The organism is Rhizobium sp. BK196, from assembly GCF_014193255.1.
Classification (GTDB): domain Bacteria; phylum Pseudomonadota; class Alphaproteobacteria; order Rhizobiales; family Rhizobiaceae; genus Rhizobium.
The window spans coordinates 767,385-783,462 of record NZ_JACHZB010000003.1; the positions used below are offsets into that span (position 1 = coordinate 767,385).

16 protein-coding genes are annotated in these 16,078 nt (G+C 59.8%); 12 read left to right on the plus strand and 4 right to left on the minus strand.

The features are described from left to right. The first annotated feature begins 15 nt into the window (after positions 1–15). Complete coding sequence (locus tag FHT78_RS14970; protein WP_183745191.1) at positions 16–1,050, plus strand: polysaccharide deacetylase family protein; 1,035 nt, start codon at positions 16–18, stop codon at positions 1,048–1,050. A 5-nt stretch (positions 1,051–1,055) separates the two neighbouring features. Here the strand turns inward: FHT78_RS14970 and pdxH are convergent, their stop codons facing one another. Next, the gene (pdxH, locus tag FHT78_RS14975; RefSeq protein ID WP_183745195.1) at positions 1,056–1,676 is read right to left on the minus strand and encodes a pyridoxamine 5'-phosphate oxidase; all 621 of its coding nucleotides are present in this window, start codon (positions 1,674–1,676) and stop codon (positions 1,056–1,058) included. 64 nt (positions 1,677–1,740) lie between these two features. On the opposite strand from pdxH, the gene FHT78_RS14980 reads away from it, so the two are divergent. The 4 genes from FHT78_RS14980 to FHT78_RS14995 all read left to right on the plus strand — a co-directional run bounded on the left by FHT78_RS14980 (position 1,741) and on the right by FHT78_RS14995 (position 5,259). Further along, entirely contained in the window at positions 1,741–2,199 is a 459-nt protein-coding gene (locus FHT78_RS14980) for an RT0821/Lpp0805 family surface protein (protein ID WP_183745198.1), read from the plus strand. Between the two features lie 289 nt (positions 2,200–2,488). Beyond that, positions 2,489–3,697, plus strand: coding sequence for a DnaJ C-terminal domain-containing protein (locus FHT78_RS14985; protein WP_183745201.1), 1,209 nt, complete (start codon positions 2,489–2,491; stop codon positions 3,695–3,697). 122 nt (positions 3,698–3,819) lie between these two features. Next, a complete protein-coding gene (gene fabI / locus FHT78_RS14990) occupies positions 3,820–4,638 on the plus strand; it encodes an enoyl-ACP reductase FabI (RefSeq protein ID WP_112573377.1) in 819 nt (272 codons plus the stop codon). Between the two features lie 30 nt (positions 4,639–4,668). Next, the gene (locus FHT78_RS14995) at positions 4,669–5,259 is read left to right on the plus strand and encodes a histidine phosphatase family protein (protein WP_183745204.1); all 591 of its coding nucleotides are present in this window, start codon (positions 4,669–4,671) and stop codon (positions 5,257–5,259) included. 23 nt (positions 5,260–5,282) lie between these two features. On the opposite strand, the gene FHT78_RS15000 is transcribed toward FHT78_RS14995, so the two are convergent. Then, positions 5,283–5,543, minus strand: coding sequence for a DUF1344 domain-containing protein (locus tag FHT78_RS15000; RefSeq protein WP_112542941.1), 261 nt, complete (start codon positions 5,541–5,543; stop codon positions 5,283–5,285). A 246-nt stretch (positions 5,544–5,789) separates the two neighbouring features. Between FHT78_RS15000 and FHT78_RS15005 the strand changes: the two genes are divergently transcribed. The 3 genes from FHT78_RS15005 to ribB all read left to right on the plus strand — a co-directional run bounded on the left by FHT78_RS15005 (position 5,790) and on the right by ribB (position 11,341). Then, entirely contained in the window at positions 5,790–8,963 is a 3,174-nt protein-coding gene (locus FHT78_RS15005) for an EAL domain-containing protein (protein ID WP_183745207.1), read from the plus strand. Positions 8,964–9,132: 169 nt separating this feature from the next. Next, complete coding sequence (aroC, locus tag FHT78_RS15010) at positions 9,133–10,230, plus strand: chorismate synthase (RefSeq protein WP_183745210.1); 1,098 nt, start codon at positions 9,133–9,135, stop codon at positions 10,228–10,230. 10 nt (positions 10,231–10,240) lie between these two features. Continuing rightward, positions 10,241–11,341: a 3,4-dihydroxy-2-butanone-4-phosphate synthase gene (gene ribB, locus FHT78_RS15015; protein ID WP_183745213.1), complete on the plus strand. Its 1,101-nt coding sequence runs from the start codon at positions 10,241–10,243 to the stop codon at positions 11,339–11,341. Positions 11,342–11,370: 29 nt separating this feature from the next. On the opposite strand, the gene FHT78_RS15020 is transcribed toward ribB, so the two are convergent. Then, complete coding sequence (locus tag FHT78_RS15020) at positions 11,371–12,561, minus strand: winged helix-turn-helix domain-containing protein (RefSeq protein ID WP_183745216.1); 1,191 nt, start codon at positions 12,559–12,561, stop codon at positions 11,371–11,373. 126 nt (positions 12,562–12,687) lie between these two features. Here FHT78_RS15020 and FHT78_RS15025 point away from each other — a divergent pair, with 126 nt between their 5' ends. Genes FHT78_RS15025 through FHT78_RS15035 form a run of 3 tightly spaced genes read left to right on the plus strand, consistent with a single transcriptional unit; the run spans position 12,688 to position 14,557 of the window. Continuing rightward, positions 12,688–13,362, plus strand: a complete 675-nt coding sequence (locus tag FHT78_RS15025; RefSeq protein WP_183745219.1) for an ABC transporter ATP-binding protein — start codon at positions 12,688–12,690, stop codon at positions 13,360–13,362. Continuing rightward, entirely contained in the window at positions 13,362–13,970 is a 609-nt protein-coding gene (locus FHT78_RS15030; protein WP_183745222.1) for an energy-coupling factor transporter transmembrane protein EcfT, read from the plus strand. The genes FHT78_RS15025 and FHT78_RS15030 overlap by 1 nt, the downstream gene beginning before the upstream one ends. A gap of 23 nt (positions 13,971–13,993) precedes the next feature. Beyond that, a complete protein-coding gene (locus FHT78_RS15035) occupies positions 13,994–14,557 on the plus strand; it encodes a biotin transporter BioY (protein ID WP_183745225.1) in 564 nt (187 codons plus the stop codon). Here FHT78_RS15035 and FHT78_RS15040 read toward each other — a convergent pair. Next, a complete protein-coding gene (locus FHT78_RS15040; RefSeq protein WP_183745227.1) occupies positions 14,554–14,955 on the minus strand; it encodes an acyl-CoA thioesterase in 402 nt (133 codons plus the stop codon). The genes FHT78_RS15035 and FHT78_RS15040 overlap by 4 nt on opposite strands. Before the next feature lie 187 nt (positions 14,956–15,142). Between FHT78_RS15040 and FHT78_RS15045 the strand changes: the two genes are divergently transcribed. Continuing rightward, entirely contained in the window at positions 15,143–16,078 is a 936-nt protein-coding gene (locus tag FHT78_RS15045; RefSeq protein ID WP_183745230.1) for a histone deacetylase family protein, read from the plus strand.

Below are 16,078 nucleotides of genomic sequence, written 5' to 3' on the forward strand. Positions count from 1 at the left end.
GGGGTCACGGAAAAAATGGGGCAGTGGAAGCGGCGTCTGAAGCGCATCGCGATCGGCGGCGGTCTGGAAGGGGCGTGGCTGGCGAACGCCGCCGGGCTCATGAAAGAAGCCCGCGGACGCGGTGTCATCTTCACCCTCCACCATGTGCGCCCGCATATCGCCCAGACGTTCGAGCCCAACCGCCATCTCGAAATCACTCCTGAATTTCTGGACGCCGCGCTCCGGCGGCTGAAGCGGATCGGCTATCGTTTCGTACCGCTCGATGCGGTGCCTTTCCTCTTGTCAGACCCGCGGGACGATCGCCTGTTCGCCGCTTTCACGCTGGATGACGGATACCGCAACAATCTGGTCCACGCCCTGCCCGTTTTCGAACGGCATGGCGCACCCTTTACCGTTTTCATAACGCAGGGCTTTGCCGAGGGCTCGCACAGCATCTGGTGGGAAACGCTGGCACTGCTGCTGCGCAGAGAAAACAGCATCGAGTTCAACTTCGGCCGCGGCAGAGAGAGACTGCCGCTTGATACGCCCGTCCGCCAATGGGAAGCCTTCGACCGGTTCGCCGCATTCGTCCACAGCCACGATGAAGCCCGCGCCGTTTCCAACGTGGACGCGATGGCGCGACATTATGGCATCGAACCGACGGATATTACCCGCGATCTGGTGATGGGGCCGAAGGACTTGCGGGCGCTTGCGGCAAGTCCGCTTGCCACCCTCGGCGCCCACACGATCAGCCACCGGGCGCTTGCCCGCCTGCCCTGGGCCGAGGCCAGGATCGAGATGGAAATTTCGGCTGATTATATCGAATCGATTACAGGAACTCGTCCCCGGACAATCGCCTATCCCTATGGCTTGCCGGCGACCGCGACCGCCCGCGAAGCGGGCATTGCAGCCAATCTCGGCTTTGCCGTCGCCGTGACGACGCAGCCGGGTTTGCCGGCGGCAGGACAGCCCACTTATATGCCGCGCATTTCGCTCAATGGCTTTTACCAGAAGCCGCGCTATGTCTCGGCGCTGGCTTCCGGCATTCCCTTGAAACTACTCGGGAAATAAGCCCTTTACGGGTACATCCGCACCTTGCCCCAGGCCCCCTCTGGCGTCGGCCGGTGAAACTCGATCCGGTCGTGCAGCCTGAATTTCTGGTCTTTCCAGAACTCGATCGAGGTCGGGCGGATCCGGAAACCGGACCAGTAAGATGGGCGTGGAATCTCGCCGACAGCATAGCGCGCCGTATATTCGGCAACGGCTTTTTCCAGTGCGAAGCGGCTTTCGAGCGGCCGCGACTGCTTGGAAGCCCAGGCACCGATACGGCTGCCGCGGGGACGGGTCGCAAAATACGCGTCGGCCTCGGCATCGGTTACAATTTCGACAGGACCGCGAACGCGCACTTGACGGCGCAGCGTTTTCCAGTGGAAACACATGGCGGCTTTCTTCTGTCCCAAGATTTCGCGACCTTTCCGGCTCTCGAAATTCGTGTAGAAGACGAATCCGTCGGTATCGAAACCTTTCAGGAGAACCATGCGGACATTGGGCAGCCCATCTTCATCGACCGTCGCGAGTGCGACAGCATTGGGGTCGTTGACTTCGGAAGCCTCCGCCTCCTTCAGCCATTCCCCGAAGAGCTTGAAGGGCTCTTCACTTTCGGTAAAGTCACGACCTGTTAACCCGTTTGCCGACATATTAATTCAAATCCCGCGGTTTATGAAAACTGACCCGGCCTCCAGGACTGGGGAAGGACACAGGGTGGAAGTCATAGCAAAGACACATCTCCATACAAAGGGTTCGCTGCGCCGCAGTTGCAGACTCTCCATCGTCGGTATGGCGATCCTGTCACTCTCCGGCTGCGTGTCGGGAGGGTTCGATTTCCTGAGCTCAGCAAAAGTGGATCGTTCGGTGGCGACAGGAACCGTTCCGCAGCCAGCACCCAGCACCGATACGCTGTCCGACGAAATGACGGTGCGCAACGCCGTGACCTCTGCCGATATCCAGAAGCTCGAGGGACAGCCGCTTCCCTGGGCCAATGCGTCTACCGGCAGCGCCGGCATCATCGATACGATCGTCGAAAATAATGATGCCGGCCAGGTTTGCCGCCAGTTCCGCACCACGCGGCATTCCTATGTCGGCATCGCCAAATTCTACGGTAAGACCTGCCTTGTCGGCGGCGGCAACTGGCAGCTTCTGAGCTTCCAGCCGGAAAGCTGATCCCAGCCGTCCACCTGTTTCGGCACGATGCGTCCCTGACACGTCAGGGTTAATGCGCCTTGCCGATTCGCCTCAATGTTTAGCGAAAGGCTAACCATTCACGGTAAAACATCCCATATCCAGCTTCGGAAATAAGAAGTGATTAGCAACTCTCCCGCACGATCGCCCAACGAGCGGGCTTTCCTGTCGCGAGAGCGGACCGGACGGCGCGCCGTGAATTGAGATTCGGTTTTCGGGAACGGCCACGAGGAACATGCCTCCCGGATTGCGGCAGCGGCGGTGCGAACTAATGCGTGATCCATACAAGATCCTGGGCGTCAAGCGCGACGCGGATGCGGACGAAATCAAAGCGGCCTGGCGCAACATGGCCAAGGCCGTGCATCCCGATCACAATCAGGGTGACCCGACGGCGACCGCACGTTTTGCCGAGATCGGCCGCGCCTATGAAACGCTGAAAGATCCGAAGAAGCGTAATCTCTTCGACAGCGCCGCGCGCATGGCGGAAGCCAAGAAGCGGGAACAGACGATCATGCAGCAGCGCCAGGCTGCCCGTGAGGCCGCCGCTCGGGCCAAGGCCGCACAGGCCAATGCCGAGCGCGTGATGGAAGAGCTTGCACGCGCCAATGCCAATGCGCAGAAGGCCGCTGCGGCAGCAGGTGCCAAACAGCAGCAGCCAGGCGCAACCGAAGCTGCAGAAGAGATGGTCGAGCGCATTTTTGGCGCGCAGGCAACCCGCGCCGCCGGCCCACAGCAACCACACGCCCCGCAGGCGCATTCTCAACAAGCACATTCCCAGCAGGCGCAAGCCAAGCCACATGCAGCCGAAGCGGCCAGGCAACCGGAACAGGAAACAGCTGAATCAGAGGCCGCCAAGGCGGAGGACGAGCAGACGGAGGCCACTGCCGGCGCTGGCGCCAACATGTCGCTGCCGCTCAGCCTACTGACCTCGCTCGTGCGCCGCTTCACCGGCGCAGGCCAGCCTGGTCTTGAGAAGGCCCCGGATGAAGTGGCAACCGCGACCGTGACGATCGAAGATATCATGAAGGGAAGCTGGACGACGGTTTCCCTGCCGGAGGGCCGCGAAGTCGGCTTTGCCCTTCCGGCCGGCACGACTGAAGGCCATCAGATCCGGCTCAAGGGCCAGGGATTCAAGCTGCCGGGCATGCAGCGCGGCGATGCCGTCATCAATATCCACATCGCACCCGATCCGCGCTTCGCCGTCGATGGTTTCGACGTGCATACTGTGCTGCCGCTCAACATCGAAAACGCGGTGCTCGGCACCGAGGCGCGTGTTGACGGTCCGCAGGGACCACTCAATGTAACGGTTCCGGCCTGGTCAGGCTCCGACAAGACGATCCGCATTCCCGACCAGGGTCTGCCCAACGACAGCGGCGGAAAAGGCGATCTCGTCGTTGAGTTGCGTATTATGTTGTGGGAAAAACCCGACGCCAAAGTCACTGATCTCATGCGCAGCATGCGTGAAGGGCTGTTTTTATGAAATTTTAGTGACAATCGCACCCTTTGTTACGATCCCTAACAGTTGATGATCTTGGGCCTGCTTGAACCGATTAACGGCCTATGCCATAGGCAGGATCATCAGAATTCCTAGGGAAGCGAAATATGGCTCAAGCATCCGGCCTCATGGCAGGCAAACGCGGCGTCATCATGGGTGTGGCCAACAATCGTTCGATTGCGTGGGGTATTGCCAAGGCCATTCATGCGCAGGGCGGAGAAGTTGCATTCACCTACCAGGGCGATGCCCTGAAGAAGCGCGTGGAGCCGCTGGCCGCCGAAATCGGCGCCGTCATGGTCGGCCATTGTGACGTGAGCGACGAATCCACGATCGACGCCGTTTTCGAGAATGTCGAGAAGCTGTGGGGCAAGATCGATTTCATCGTGCACGCCATCGGCTTTTCCGACAAGGACGAGTTGACCGGCCGTTACGTCGATACGACGCCTGACAATTTCGCGAAGACCATGCAGATCTCCGTCTACTCCTTCACCTCGGTCGCTCGCCGCGCCGAGAAGCTGATGACGGAAGGCGGCTCGATGCTCACCCTCACCTATTACGGTGCAGAAAAAGTGATGCCGAACTACAACGTCATGGGCGTCGCCAAGGCTGCGCTCGAAGCCAGCGTCAAGTATCTCGCCGTCGACCTCGGGCCGAAGAACATTCGCGTCAACGCCGTTTCGGCGGGCCCGATCAAGACGCTTGCCGCCTCCGGCATCGGCGACTTCCGCTACATCCTCAAGTGGAACGAGTACAATGCACCGCTGCGCCGCACCGTCACCATCGAGGAAGTGGGCGATGTCGGCCTCTACCTTCTTTCGGACCTGTCTCGTTCGGTGACCGGCGAAGTGCATCACGCCGACAGCGGCTATCATGTCATCGGCATGAAGGCTGTGGACGCGCCTGATATTTCCGTCATCAAGGACTGATCCGTCCTCCCCGAAGCGGAGCCGATACCCGTGCTCATCTATGTGATCAGACACGGCCAGACCGACTGGAATGCGGAGCGCCGCCTGCAGGGGCAGAAGGATATTCCGATCAACGCGATCGGACGCGAACAGGCAAGACAGAACGGGATCGCCCTTGCGGCGATCCTGGAATCTCAAGTCATGGAATTCGATTTCGTCGCAAGCCCGCTCGGGCGCACGCGGGAGACCATGGAGATCATGCGGTCAGCCATGGGGCTTGCGCCCAACGATTACCGAACCGACGAACGTCTGGTCGAAGTCTCCTTCGGCGACTGGGAAGGCCATACGCTGAAACAGCTCAGGGCATCGCAGGCCGACCGGGTAACGGAACGCAACATCAACAAGTGGGATTTCATTCCGCCGGGCGAGGATGCGGAAAGCTACGAGATCATGTCGTGGCGAACCGGCGCATGGCTGAATTCGGTCGACCGGCCGACCGTCTGCGTCACGCACGGCGGCGTCATCAGAAGCTTGTTCAAGATCATCTCCAACCTGCCGAAGGACGTCGCCTCCGAAGGCGAAATCCCGCAGGATCGGATTTTGAAGATCGAGACGTCGCAGAACCTGATCGGCTGGATCTAGGCAAATCGGCTTGCTTGACGATCCTACTTAACGATATCCAGATCGTTGATGACGCGCTTGCCGTCGACTTCCGTGTAGAAGATCACAACCTTGACCCCGGCTTTGAGGCCTTCGAAATCGAATTCCTCGGGCGCCTGATAGGTCTTGCCGTCATCGAGCGTCAGGACGAGATTGGTCGTGTCGACCTTCTTGATCGTCGCTTCGACATCGGCGCTCTCGGCAAAACTGCTCATCGGCGAAAGAAAATTTGCCGTGGCCAGAAGCGTAGCAATAACGAAACGCATATCGGCAATTCCTTTGAAACGCTGCCGTTGATATCGAGTGGCCACAGATAAACTCCTGAATATGGCGAAAATTGCCCGGAAGAATGGCTTTCGGCGCCCAATTGATGAATAGGATTTTACGGATAATCAAGAGGCTCGATTAACCGTATTTTTTTCTCTGTTTACGCGATTTAGCAGGCGCGAATGCGCGCAATCGTAAATTAACCCCTGCCCCCTAAAGTCAGCGTGAAGGTAGGGGTGTGTGATTTGCAATTCCGGCTGAGCAACAGCAAACAGCTGCGGCGAGTTTTGAAGAATACGCGTGTCTCGCTGCTGGTTTCCGCCCTCGTGGCCATCGTCGTTATTGCCGTCGGCTTTGCACTCGACAGTGCGAATACTGCTGCCTATCTGCGCGAGCTGCACATCCGTACTGAAAACGAGACCAACCTGATCCGTGCCCGCGTGATGGCGCAGATCAATATGGATATTACCGCTGTCCGCGACCTTTCCAACCTGATCTCGCTCAGCACGCAGACGAACGAGGCGGAGATGGAGCGGCAGATCAACTGGCTGCTGATTCAGAACCCGCATTTCATCAATATTGCGCTCGCGCCTGATTTCATCGTCAAATCGGTCTATCCGGCACAATCCGACAAGGACCGAATCGGCAAGGATGTGCGCGAGCGGCTGATGGAGCGCATGTCGATCAGCCGCAATGCCGGCGACCAGTCGGCACGCTTCTACGGCCCCTTCAAGACGACGGATGCAGAAAACGCCTTCGCGATCTTCTTTCCGGTTTTCGTCAAACAGAACGGCCAGCGCCGCATCTGGGGCGCGGTCGAGGTGGTCATCGACCAGAACATGTTCTACGAGGCGACGGGCCTGAAGCCCGCACGCAACAGCGAAAACCAGGAGCGCTATCCGCATCTCGACCATCTCTCGATCGCGGTGCGCGACATCGGCATTCCGGACGAAACCGCGGCGCCCTTTTTCGGCCCTTCCAATATCTACGAGAAGGATCCGCTCCGCCGCAAAATCAGTTTCGCGGGCGGCCGGTGGGAACTGGCGGCCGTGCCGAACAGCGGCTGGAACGCCATTCCTGACAATCAGCCGGAACTGCGGCTGATCATCGTTGCTGCGGGTTGCGTGATCATCATACCGATTTTCTTCGCCACATGGCTGCTCGGTGAACGCAACCGCAACATCGCGCAGCTCGAGACCCGCGGGGGCAAGCTCCTGGAACTGTCGCAGCGCCTCAACCTGGCACTCGAATCCTCCCGGATCGGGATATGGGAGCTCCAGGAAAACGCCACCAGCCTTGTCTGGGATTCACGCGCATCCACCCTTCACGGCCTCAAAGCGATCGAAGGCAGCCAGCCACTGGATGTGTTGCTTTCGACGATCGTGCCCGAAGACCGAGAAATCGCCGAGGTTCACTTCTTCGGTTGCAGCATCGCCGGAGAAGCCTGCACCACGCAATACAGGGTCATGCGGGAAGATGGTCGCATCCGCCATCTGCGCTCCATCGGCGCCTTCTATACGGATGCCGGCGGCACGGGAAAGACGATCGGCATCGTCTGGGATGTCACGGCCGACGTGGAACTCACCAATACGCTTCGTCTCGCCAAGGAAACGAGCGAGCTCAAGAATGCCGAGCTGGAACTCGCGCTGGCAGAACTTTCGAGCCGCGAGGCGGAGCTTGCCGAACTCTCTGGCAAGCTCGACCTGGCGCTCGATTCCTATCAATGCGGCATCTGGGAGGCAATTCTCGGCAAGCGCGGTTCGATCTGGGACGAGCGCATGCACGAGCTCTACGGATTGAAGCAGAGCAATGCCTTCGTGACCGAAGAGGCCTGGCTCTCGCGCATTCATCCCGATGATCGCAAACTGGCGCTCGAAAGCGCCCGGCATTTCAAGCAGCTCGGAGACACGCATACGCTGGTCTGCCGCGTGCCGAACGAAAATGGCGGTCTGCGCTACGTGCGCTCCGTCGGCAAGGTGCACCGCACGCCGACCGGCGAGATGAAGATCATTGGCATCGCCTTCGATTCGACCGAGGATGCGTTGATGACGCTGCGCCTCAAGGCCGCGAAGGATGAGGCGATTACCAAGAATATCGAGCTCGAGCTCGCCAAGAGCAGGATCGAGCACAACTCCCTGCACGACCCGCTCACCTCGCTCGCCAACCGCCGCAAGCTCGATATCGCGCTGGAAAACCTTACCGATGCCGGCCGCGGTGAGCCGCAGACGTTCGCGATCCTGCATATCGATCTCGACCGGTTCAAGGAAATCAACGATACGCTGGGACATGCCGCCGGCGATGCGATGCTGGTGCATGCTTCACGCGTGCTTTCCAGAAACCTACGCGACAGCGATGTCGTTGCGCGTATCGGCGGCGACGAGTTCGTCATCCTCTCCTTCGACGTAGGCGACAAGGAAATGGCGGAGCTCGCCGGCCGCGTCGTCGAGGAAATGCGCCAACCGATCGATTTCCAGGGCTTCTCCTGCCGCTGCGGCGTATCGATCGGGATTGCGCTGGCGAGCGGCATTCACGTCGATGCGCGCAAAGTGCTGATCAATGCCGACATCGCGCTCTATCGCGCCAAGAGCCTCGGCCGCAACCGCTTCGAATTCTTCAACCATAATCTCCAGGCCGACATCATCAACAACAAACGCACGGCCGATGAGATCCTTGCCGGCATTGACAATGGCGAGTTCACGGCCTGGTACCAGCCGCAGTTTTGTGCACGCTCGATGAAGCTGACGGGGGTCGAGGCTCTGGTGCGCTGGCGCCACCCCTCCAGGGGTTTGCTCACGCCGGACAAATTCCTGCGCATTGCCGATGAAATCAATGTCGTGCAGACGCTCGACCGTATCGTCCTGGAGACCGCGCTGCGCGACAAGATGCGCTGGGCGGCACAGGGTGTCTTCGTACCGAAAGTCTCCGTCAACGTTTCGGCGCGGCGCCTGCATGATGGCAGCCTCGTGGAATCGTTGACCGACCTGCATATCCGCCCCGGCGAAATTTCCTTCGAACTGGTGGAATCGATCTTTCTCGACGAAAGCGAGGACGGGGTCTCGCAGAACCTCGAACGGATCAAGGCGCTTGGTATCGATATCGAAATCGACGATTTCGGCACCGGCCACACCTCGATCGTGTCGTTGCTGAAGCTCAAGCCGAAAAGGCTCAAGATCGACCGGCAGCTTGTCCAGCCGATCGTCACCTCCTCACAGGAGCGCGCGCTCGTCAGCTCGATCATCGAAATCGCCCGTTCGCTCGGCGTGGAGACGGTGGCCGAGGGCGTCGAGACGCTTGATCATGCCGAACTGCTGCGCGATCTCGGCTGCGATCTCCTGCAAGGCTATGCCTTTGCACGCCCCCTCTCCTTCGACGATTTCGCCATCGAGGCGCGCGGAACCGCATGGCTGCTGGCATCGTAGCTAAAGGCGAGCCTATCGTCGTTCGTGAATACGGAAATACCATTTCCCCGATCGCACCATCCGGCGCAAAGAAAGGCTTTTGCCTGAACTGTTTTTTGGCCTATGAGTGTCGCGCCTTTTGAGTAATGGCGCGGCCGACGACACCGGTGCGCGCATCCGGCGGGAACACATGTCGCATAATACATTCGGTCATCTCTTCCGTGTAACCACCTGGGGCGAAAGCCACGGGCCAGCACTCGGCGCCGTCGTCGACGGCTGTCCTCCCGGGCTGCGCTTCAAGCTTGAGGACCTGCAGGTCTGGCTCGACAAGCGCAAACCCGGCCAGAGCCGTTTCGTCACCCAGCGGCGCGAAGACGACCTAGTGAAAATTCTCTCCGGCGTAATGATGGACGCCGACGGCGAGACGATGGTCACGACGGGAACGCCGATCTCTATGCTGATCGAAAATACCGACCAGCGCTCCAAGGATTATGGCGAGATCGCCCGGCAATATCGCCCCGGCCATGCCGACTATAGCTATGACGTGAAATACGGCATCCGCGACTATCGCGGCGGCGGCCGTTCCTCGGCGCGCGAGACGGCGGCGCGGGTTGCGGCCGGGGGCATCGCCCGGCTCGTCGTGCCCGGTGTCACCATCCGCGGCGCGCTGGTGCAGATCGGAAAGTACAAGATCAATCGCGCCAACTGGGATTGGGATCAGGTCGGGCAAAACCCGTTCTTCTCTCCCGATGCCGAGATCGTGCCGGTCTGGGAAGAATATCTCGACGGCATCCGCAAGGCCGGCTCGTCCATCGGCGCCGTCATCGAGGTGATTGCCGATGGTGTCCCGGCGGGCCTCGGCGCGCCGATCTACAGCAAGCTCGACCAGGATATCGCTTCGCTGCTGATGTCGATCAACGCAGTCAAGGGCGTCGAGATCGGCAACGGCTTTGCGGCCGCCGAGACGAGCGGCGAAGACAATGCCGACGAGATGCGCATGGGCAATGACGGCGAGCCCATCTTCCTGTCCAACAATGCCGGCGGCATCCTTGGTGGCATTTCTACCGGCCAGCCGGTGGTCGCCCGCTTCGCCGTCAAGCCGACCTCTTCCATTCTCACCGAACGGCAGTCGATCGATGCCGACGGCAAGAATGTCGATATCCGCACCAAAGGCCGTCATGACCCTTGCGTCGGCATCCGCGCCGTGCCGATCGGCGAGGCGATGATCGCCTGCGCCATTGCCGACCACTATCTTCGCGACCGCGGCCAGACCGGCCGGCTGAAATAGGAATTGTCTCATGTCGTATGATCAAAAGCGCGTTGTCGATGCTATCAGGGCTTTCGAAGCCGGCGAGATCGTTGTCGTCATGGATGACAACGATCGTGAAAACGAGGGCGACCTGATCGTCGCCGCCGTGCATGCGACCCCCGAAAAGATGGCCTTCATCGTGCGCCACACCTCAGGCATCGTCTGCGCGCCGATGCCGAGGGAAGAGGCGAAGCGCCTGAACCTCAACGCCATGGTGGCGGAAAACGATTCCGCCCATACGACCGCCTTCACCGTTTCCGTCGACTTCAAGCACGGCACGACCACGGGCATTTCCGCCGACGACCGCACGTTGACGGTGCGCAATCTTGCCAATCCGAATGTCGGCGCGTCGGATTTCGTTCGCCCCGGCCATATCTTCCCGCTGGTCTCCCGCGAAGGCGGCGTGCTGATGCGTTCCGGCCATACGGAAGCGGCGGTCGATCTCAAGCTTGCCGGCCTCCCGCCGATCGGCGTCATCTCCGAACTCGTCAATGACGACGGCACGGTGACGCGCGGCCCGCAGGTCGTGGACTTTGCCGAACAGCACGGGCTGAAGCTTCTTTCGGTCGCCGACCTCATCGCCTATCGCCAGCGCAAGGAAACGCTGATCGAGCTCGGCTCGAGCTTCGATATCGAGACACCGTTCGGCAAGGCCAAGGCCCATACCTACTCCCTGCCCTGGGATCCGATGCAGCATCTCGCCGTCGTCTTTGGCGATATCAGGGACGGTGTCGATATTCCGGTGCGCCTGCATCCGGAAAACGTAGCCGACGACCTCTTCGGCAAGCGCAAGCCGGTCGACTTTTATATGAAGAAGATCGCCGAAGAGGGCCGCGGCATCATCGTCTATCTGCGCGAAGGCTCTGTCGGAGTCGGCCATTACGACAATGGCCGCAAGGCGCGCGGGCAGGGCCGTGAGGCCCATGCCGAAGCACAAACGCGCGACAGTGAGTGGCTGGAGATCGGCCTCGGTGCGCAGATCCTTAGGGATCTCGGCGTCGGCTCGATCAAGCTCCTGACCAGTCGCGAGCGGCATTATGTCGGCCTGGAAGGCTTCGGGATCAAGATTTCCAGAACCGAGATCTGCTGACCAGCTAGCCGTCTCCCGCCGGAAAAGGATTATCCTTTCCAACCGTCCAAATAGACGACTTTTTCCACACCGACGAAACGCGCCAAGCGTTCGAGCTCGGCTTCGAGCTTTTCGAGCCGCCCAGCAGATGCCTTGACGCGCGGCTCCAGCCATAGCCTTTTGACATCCAGCGTACCCTTTTTGCGGTCGGCCTTCATGTCGATGCGGCCTATGAGCCTGTCGCCTTCCAGGAGCGGGAAGACATAATAACCATATTCGCGCTTCGGCTCCGGCACGAAGACTTCGATGCGATAGAAGAAACCGAAAAGACGTTCTGTCCTGTTTCTGTCGCGAATCATCGGATCAAACGGGCTGAGCACCCGGATTCGCGGCGGCGCTTGGGGAAAATTATCCATCACGCCAAAAAAATCGGCGAAAGCCCATGAGGCACGCGGCTTGCCGCCAAGCGCGGATTCGATCATCACTTCGATTAGTTCATCTCTGTTTTCGGCAACCCAGGTCTTGGCTTCGTCCGGCGACAGCAGATCCCAGAAGGCGGCAATTTCGCCATGTGTCGCAAAACCCAGACGAGTGAGCGCGCTGCGGCAGGCCCAGTCGACGAATTCCTCGCGGCTCACCTCCGGCTCGCGGAATTCGGTCGGAATGACGCGCTCGACGAGATCGTAGATCTTCTGGAAGTTGGAGCGGCCTGCGATGGCGAACTTGCCGGTGCGCCAGAAATATTCGAGCGCCGTTTTGTTCGGGTGCCAGTTCCACCAGCCGCCGGAAACGTGGCCATCCGCCTTCATGTCGCGCGCCAGGATCGCGCCGTCCTTGACCACGCGATCATAGGTCTCCTCGAAGGAGGCTTCGAAACCCTCGCCGCGCCATTTGCGCCAGCGCTCGACGATTGCCTTCTCCTCGTCGAGGAACTTGTGCTTCCAGTATTTGAAGAAGGCGCTCGGCAGGATGGAGGCATCATGCGTCCAATGTTCGAAGAGCGTACCTTCCTTTTCCAAAAGTGCGGTCAGGTGTTCGCGCCGGTATGTTTGGTTGCGGGAAAAGAGGATCTGATGATGGGCGCGCTCCACCGTCTGGATGCTGTCTACCTGTACGAAGCCGAGATCGTGGATGAGGTCCAGCAGGCCGGCTTTGGTCAGCGCGCGGTTCGGCGGGGCGCTCAGGCCCTGCTTGGCGAGAAAGATACGGCGGGCATCGGAATTGGAGAGCAGATTCGTCATGTCGCCATCATAGCGCGGAAAATCTTCCTAGCCACCCGATACCATATTCCAACCGATCTGATTTTGATCCTTTATCGCACAGCCGCAGCCTTATAGAAGCAGGAACTCAAACAAGGGGACCCGTACTTGGATATTCGTTTCGACAGCGCAGGCGCCAGTTTCGGAGCAAGGGTCGCGGTCGAGCCGCTCACATTGTCTCTCACCGAAAACCGCCTCGGCGTCATCGGCCTCAACGGTTCGGGCAAGACGACCTTCGCACGGATGATCAATGGGCTGACCAAACCCACCACCGGCAAGGTCACCGTCAACGGGCGGGACACACGCGACGAAAAGACGGCGCTTGCCGATGTCGGCTTCATCTTCCAGTCGCCGCAGAACCAGATCATCCTGCCGATCGTCAAGGACGACATCGCTTTCGGGCTGAAGGGCCGTGGCTTTACCAAGGCGGAAATCGATCGAAAGGTCGAGATGGTGCTCGCCCGCTTCAATGCCGGGGAACTCGCCAATCGCCGTGCGCATGAGCTTTCGGGTGGCGAGCTCCAGATCGCGGCGCTCTGCTCCGTGCTGGCGACCGGTCCCGATATCCTTATCCTCGACGAGCCGACCAATCAGCTTGACCTGCGCAACCGCGCGCTGGTGCAGAAGATCATCCACGGGCTCGAAGAAAATGTCGTCGTCATCACCCATGATCTCGAATTGATTTCAGGTTTCGAGCGGGTGCTGCTCTTCCATGAAGGCCGGCTGGCCGCCGATGCACCGGCGGCGCAGGCGATCGCCCGCTACAGGGAGCTCGCCGCCTGATGCAGTCGCTCTATGTCGAAGGCGATAGTGTCCTGCACCGGCTTTCGCCGCGGGCAAAAATCTTTTCGCTCTTCCTACTCGGCTTGGTGCTGTTCATCAGCAACAATATTCCGTTGCTTGCAGTCGTCATGCTGCTGACCGTGCTCGCCTATCGCACCGTCGGCATGCCGATGAAGGAATCAGCTGCTCGGCTGAAACCGATCTTCCTGACAATCGCGTTCGTAGCGCTTATCACCCTTATTGTTAATCCGTGGCATCAAGCTTTGGCAACGTTGCTACGGCTGACCGCGCTAATGCTGTTTGCCGCTGCCGTGACGGCCACAACGACGATCGCCCAGTTCATGGACGAGATCACGACGCTTGTGCGGCCACTGGAACGCACCGGCTGGGTGAGCGCTGACGATGTTGGCCTGGCGGTCGGCCTCGTGCTGCGTTTCGTGCCCGAGATCATTGCCCGCTACCATGCAATCAGCGAGGCGCATGCAGCGCGGGGGTTGAAACTACGACCGACCACGATCCTTACCCCGCTCATCATTCTGACGCTCAGGGATGCGGATAACGTTGCTGCGGCGATTGACGCGCGCGGCATTCGGCGGCATGTCAGTTAACGTCTTGTGAACTGGAGATCACAATGAGCACCCGAGACCTCGTTCTTACCGCTCTTTTCGCCGCGATCATCGTGGCCCTTGGCTTGCTGCCGCCAATCTATGTCGGCATTGTTGCAGTTCCGATCACGGCGCAATCGCTCGGCGTGATGATGGCAGGTGTCGTCCTTGGCGCGAAACGCGGCTCGATCGCGGTGCTCATCGTGATTGCACTTGTCGCGATGAACCTGCCAGTGCTTTCGGGCGGCCGCGGTGGAATGACGGCCCTTGTCGCTCCTACGTCAGGCTTCCTGTATGGGTGGGTGGTCGCTGCTTTTGTTACAGGCTTCCTCAGCGAGCGGCTGGTCAACGCTGGACAGTCAGGCCTCGTGCAGACGGTGAGCTTTTTCCTTGCTGCCGTCATCGGCGGCATCTTCGTGCTCTATCCATTTGGCATTGTCTTTGCGGCTATCGTGGCCGATGTCACCTTACAGAAGGCCTTCCTCGGCAGCCTTTTCTACATCCCTGGAGACGTCATCAAGGCCTTCGTAGCGGCCCTTGTTGGCCGGGCTGTTATGGTCGGCTATCCGTTGCTGCCGGTTCGCGCTTAATCCAGAAAGCCGTAGAGCCAGTCGCGCGTCTCTTCGGGAAGCGCGGCCGGCGAGCCGTCCTCACGGCTGCGTGCCTGCCAGGTGATCTCAACCTCGGCTGCACGCTCTTCTTCGATCTCGGCAGCGATAAGGAAGCCTATGGAACGGACGCCGATCTTATCGACGCCGGCTGTGAAGGTTACCGTCTCGTGATAGTGCAGTGGCCGGTGAAGAATGCAGGATACCTTGGCGGGAGTGTAAACAGGCTCGTCCTCCACGCCGGGTCTCAATGACCAGAAACCTGCAAGTACGGATTCCGCATAAGAAATATAGGAGGCCAGAAACATCTGGCCGTTCATATCTACATCGCGAAACGGCACACGCAATTCCACCATGTCCGGGCGGTTCGTCTTACTCATTTACAGGTCTGCCTTGCAGGTTATCACTTAGACCCTAACACGGGGTCCGACGAAGTAAATGAAACAATTAAAATAGCGTAAACGACGGCAAGCAGAGCGTTAACCGCGATGATGCGGCTTGTTGAAATCGACTGGCAGTGCCCCATCTGCTGTGGATCATGACATTTACGATCGATAGAGTGCCTGCATGAGCACCCGTCTTTACGAACATCCTGTTTTCCTCGAACACGTGACGCCGTCAGGGCATCCCGAACGTTCCGACCGTATCCGCGCGCTCAATGTGGCGCTGGAACATCCGAATTTCGAGCGCCTGGACCGCAAGCAGGCGCCACAGGCGAATGAAGACGCCGTGCTGCTCGCCCATCCGGAAGAACATCTGATCGCCGTCATGCGGCAGATCCCGGAAGAGGAAGAGCAGATCAACCAGCTCGAGGCCGACACCTATGCCAGCCAGAAGAGCTTGCAGGCGGCGCTGACCGGCATCGGCGGGGCGATGGCCGCCGTTGACGACGTCTTCAGAGGTAAGGCTGACAATGTCTTCGTCGCCGCGCGTCCGCCGGGTCACCATGCCGAGAAAATGACGGCGATGGGCTTCTGCTTCTTCAACAATGCGGCGATCGCCGCCCGCCACGCGCAGAAGGTCCATGGCGCCGAACGTGTCGCGATCGTCGACTGGGACGTGCATCACGGCAACGGCACGCAGGATATTTTCTGGGACGATCCTTCCGTGCTCTTCTGTTCCACCCATCAGATGCCGCTTTATCCCGGGAGCGGGGCCAAGGACGAGAGCGGGGCGCATGGGACGATCGTCAACGCGCCGCTTTCGCCCAATGTCGGCAGCGACCATTTCCGTGAAGCCTTCAAATCCCGCGTGCTGCCTGCGCTTAACGATTTCCGGCCGGATCTCATCATTATCTCCGCCGGCTTCGACGCCCATCACCGCGATCCGCTGGCACAGATCAACCTGACGGGCGAGGATTTCGACTGGGCGACGGGCCGGCTTCTCGAAGTTGCCGACCGCAGTGCCAATAACCGGGTCGTCAGCCTGCTCGAAGGCGGGTATGATTTGGAAGGACTCGCCGAGTCGGCGGGCATGCATATCCTCAGAATGATGAAGGGTTGA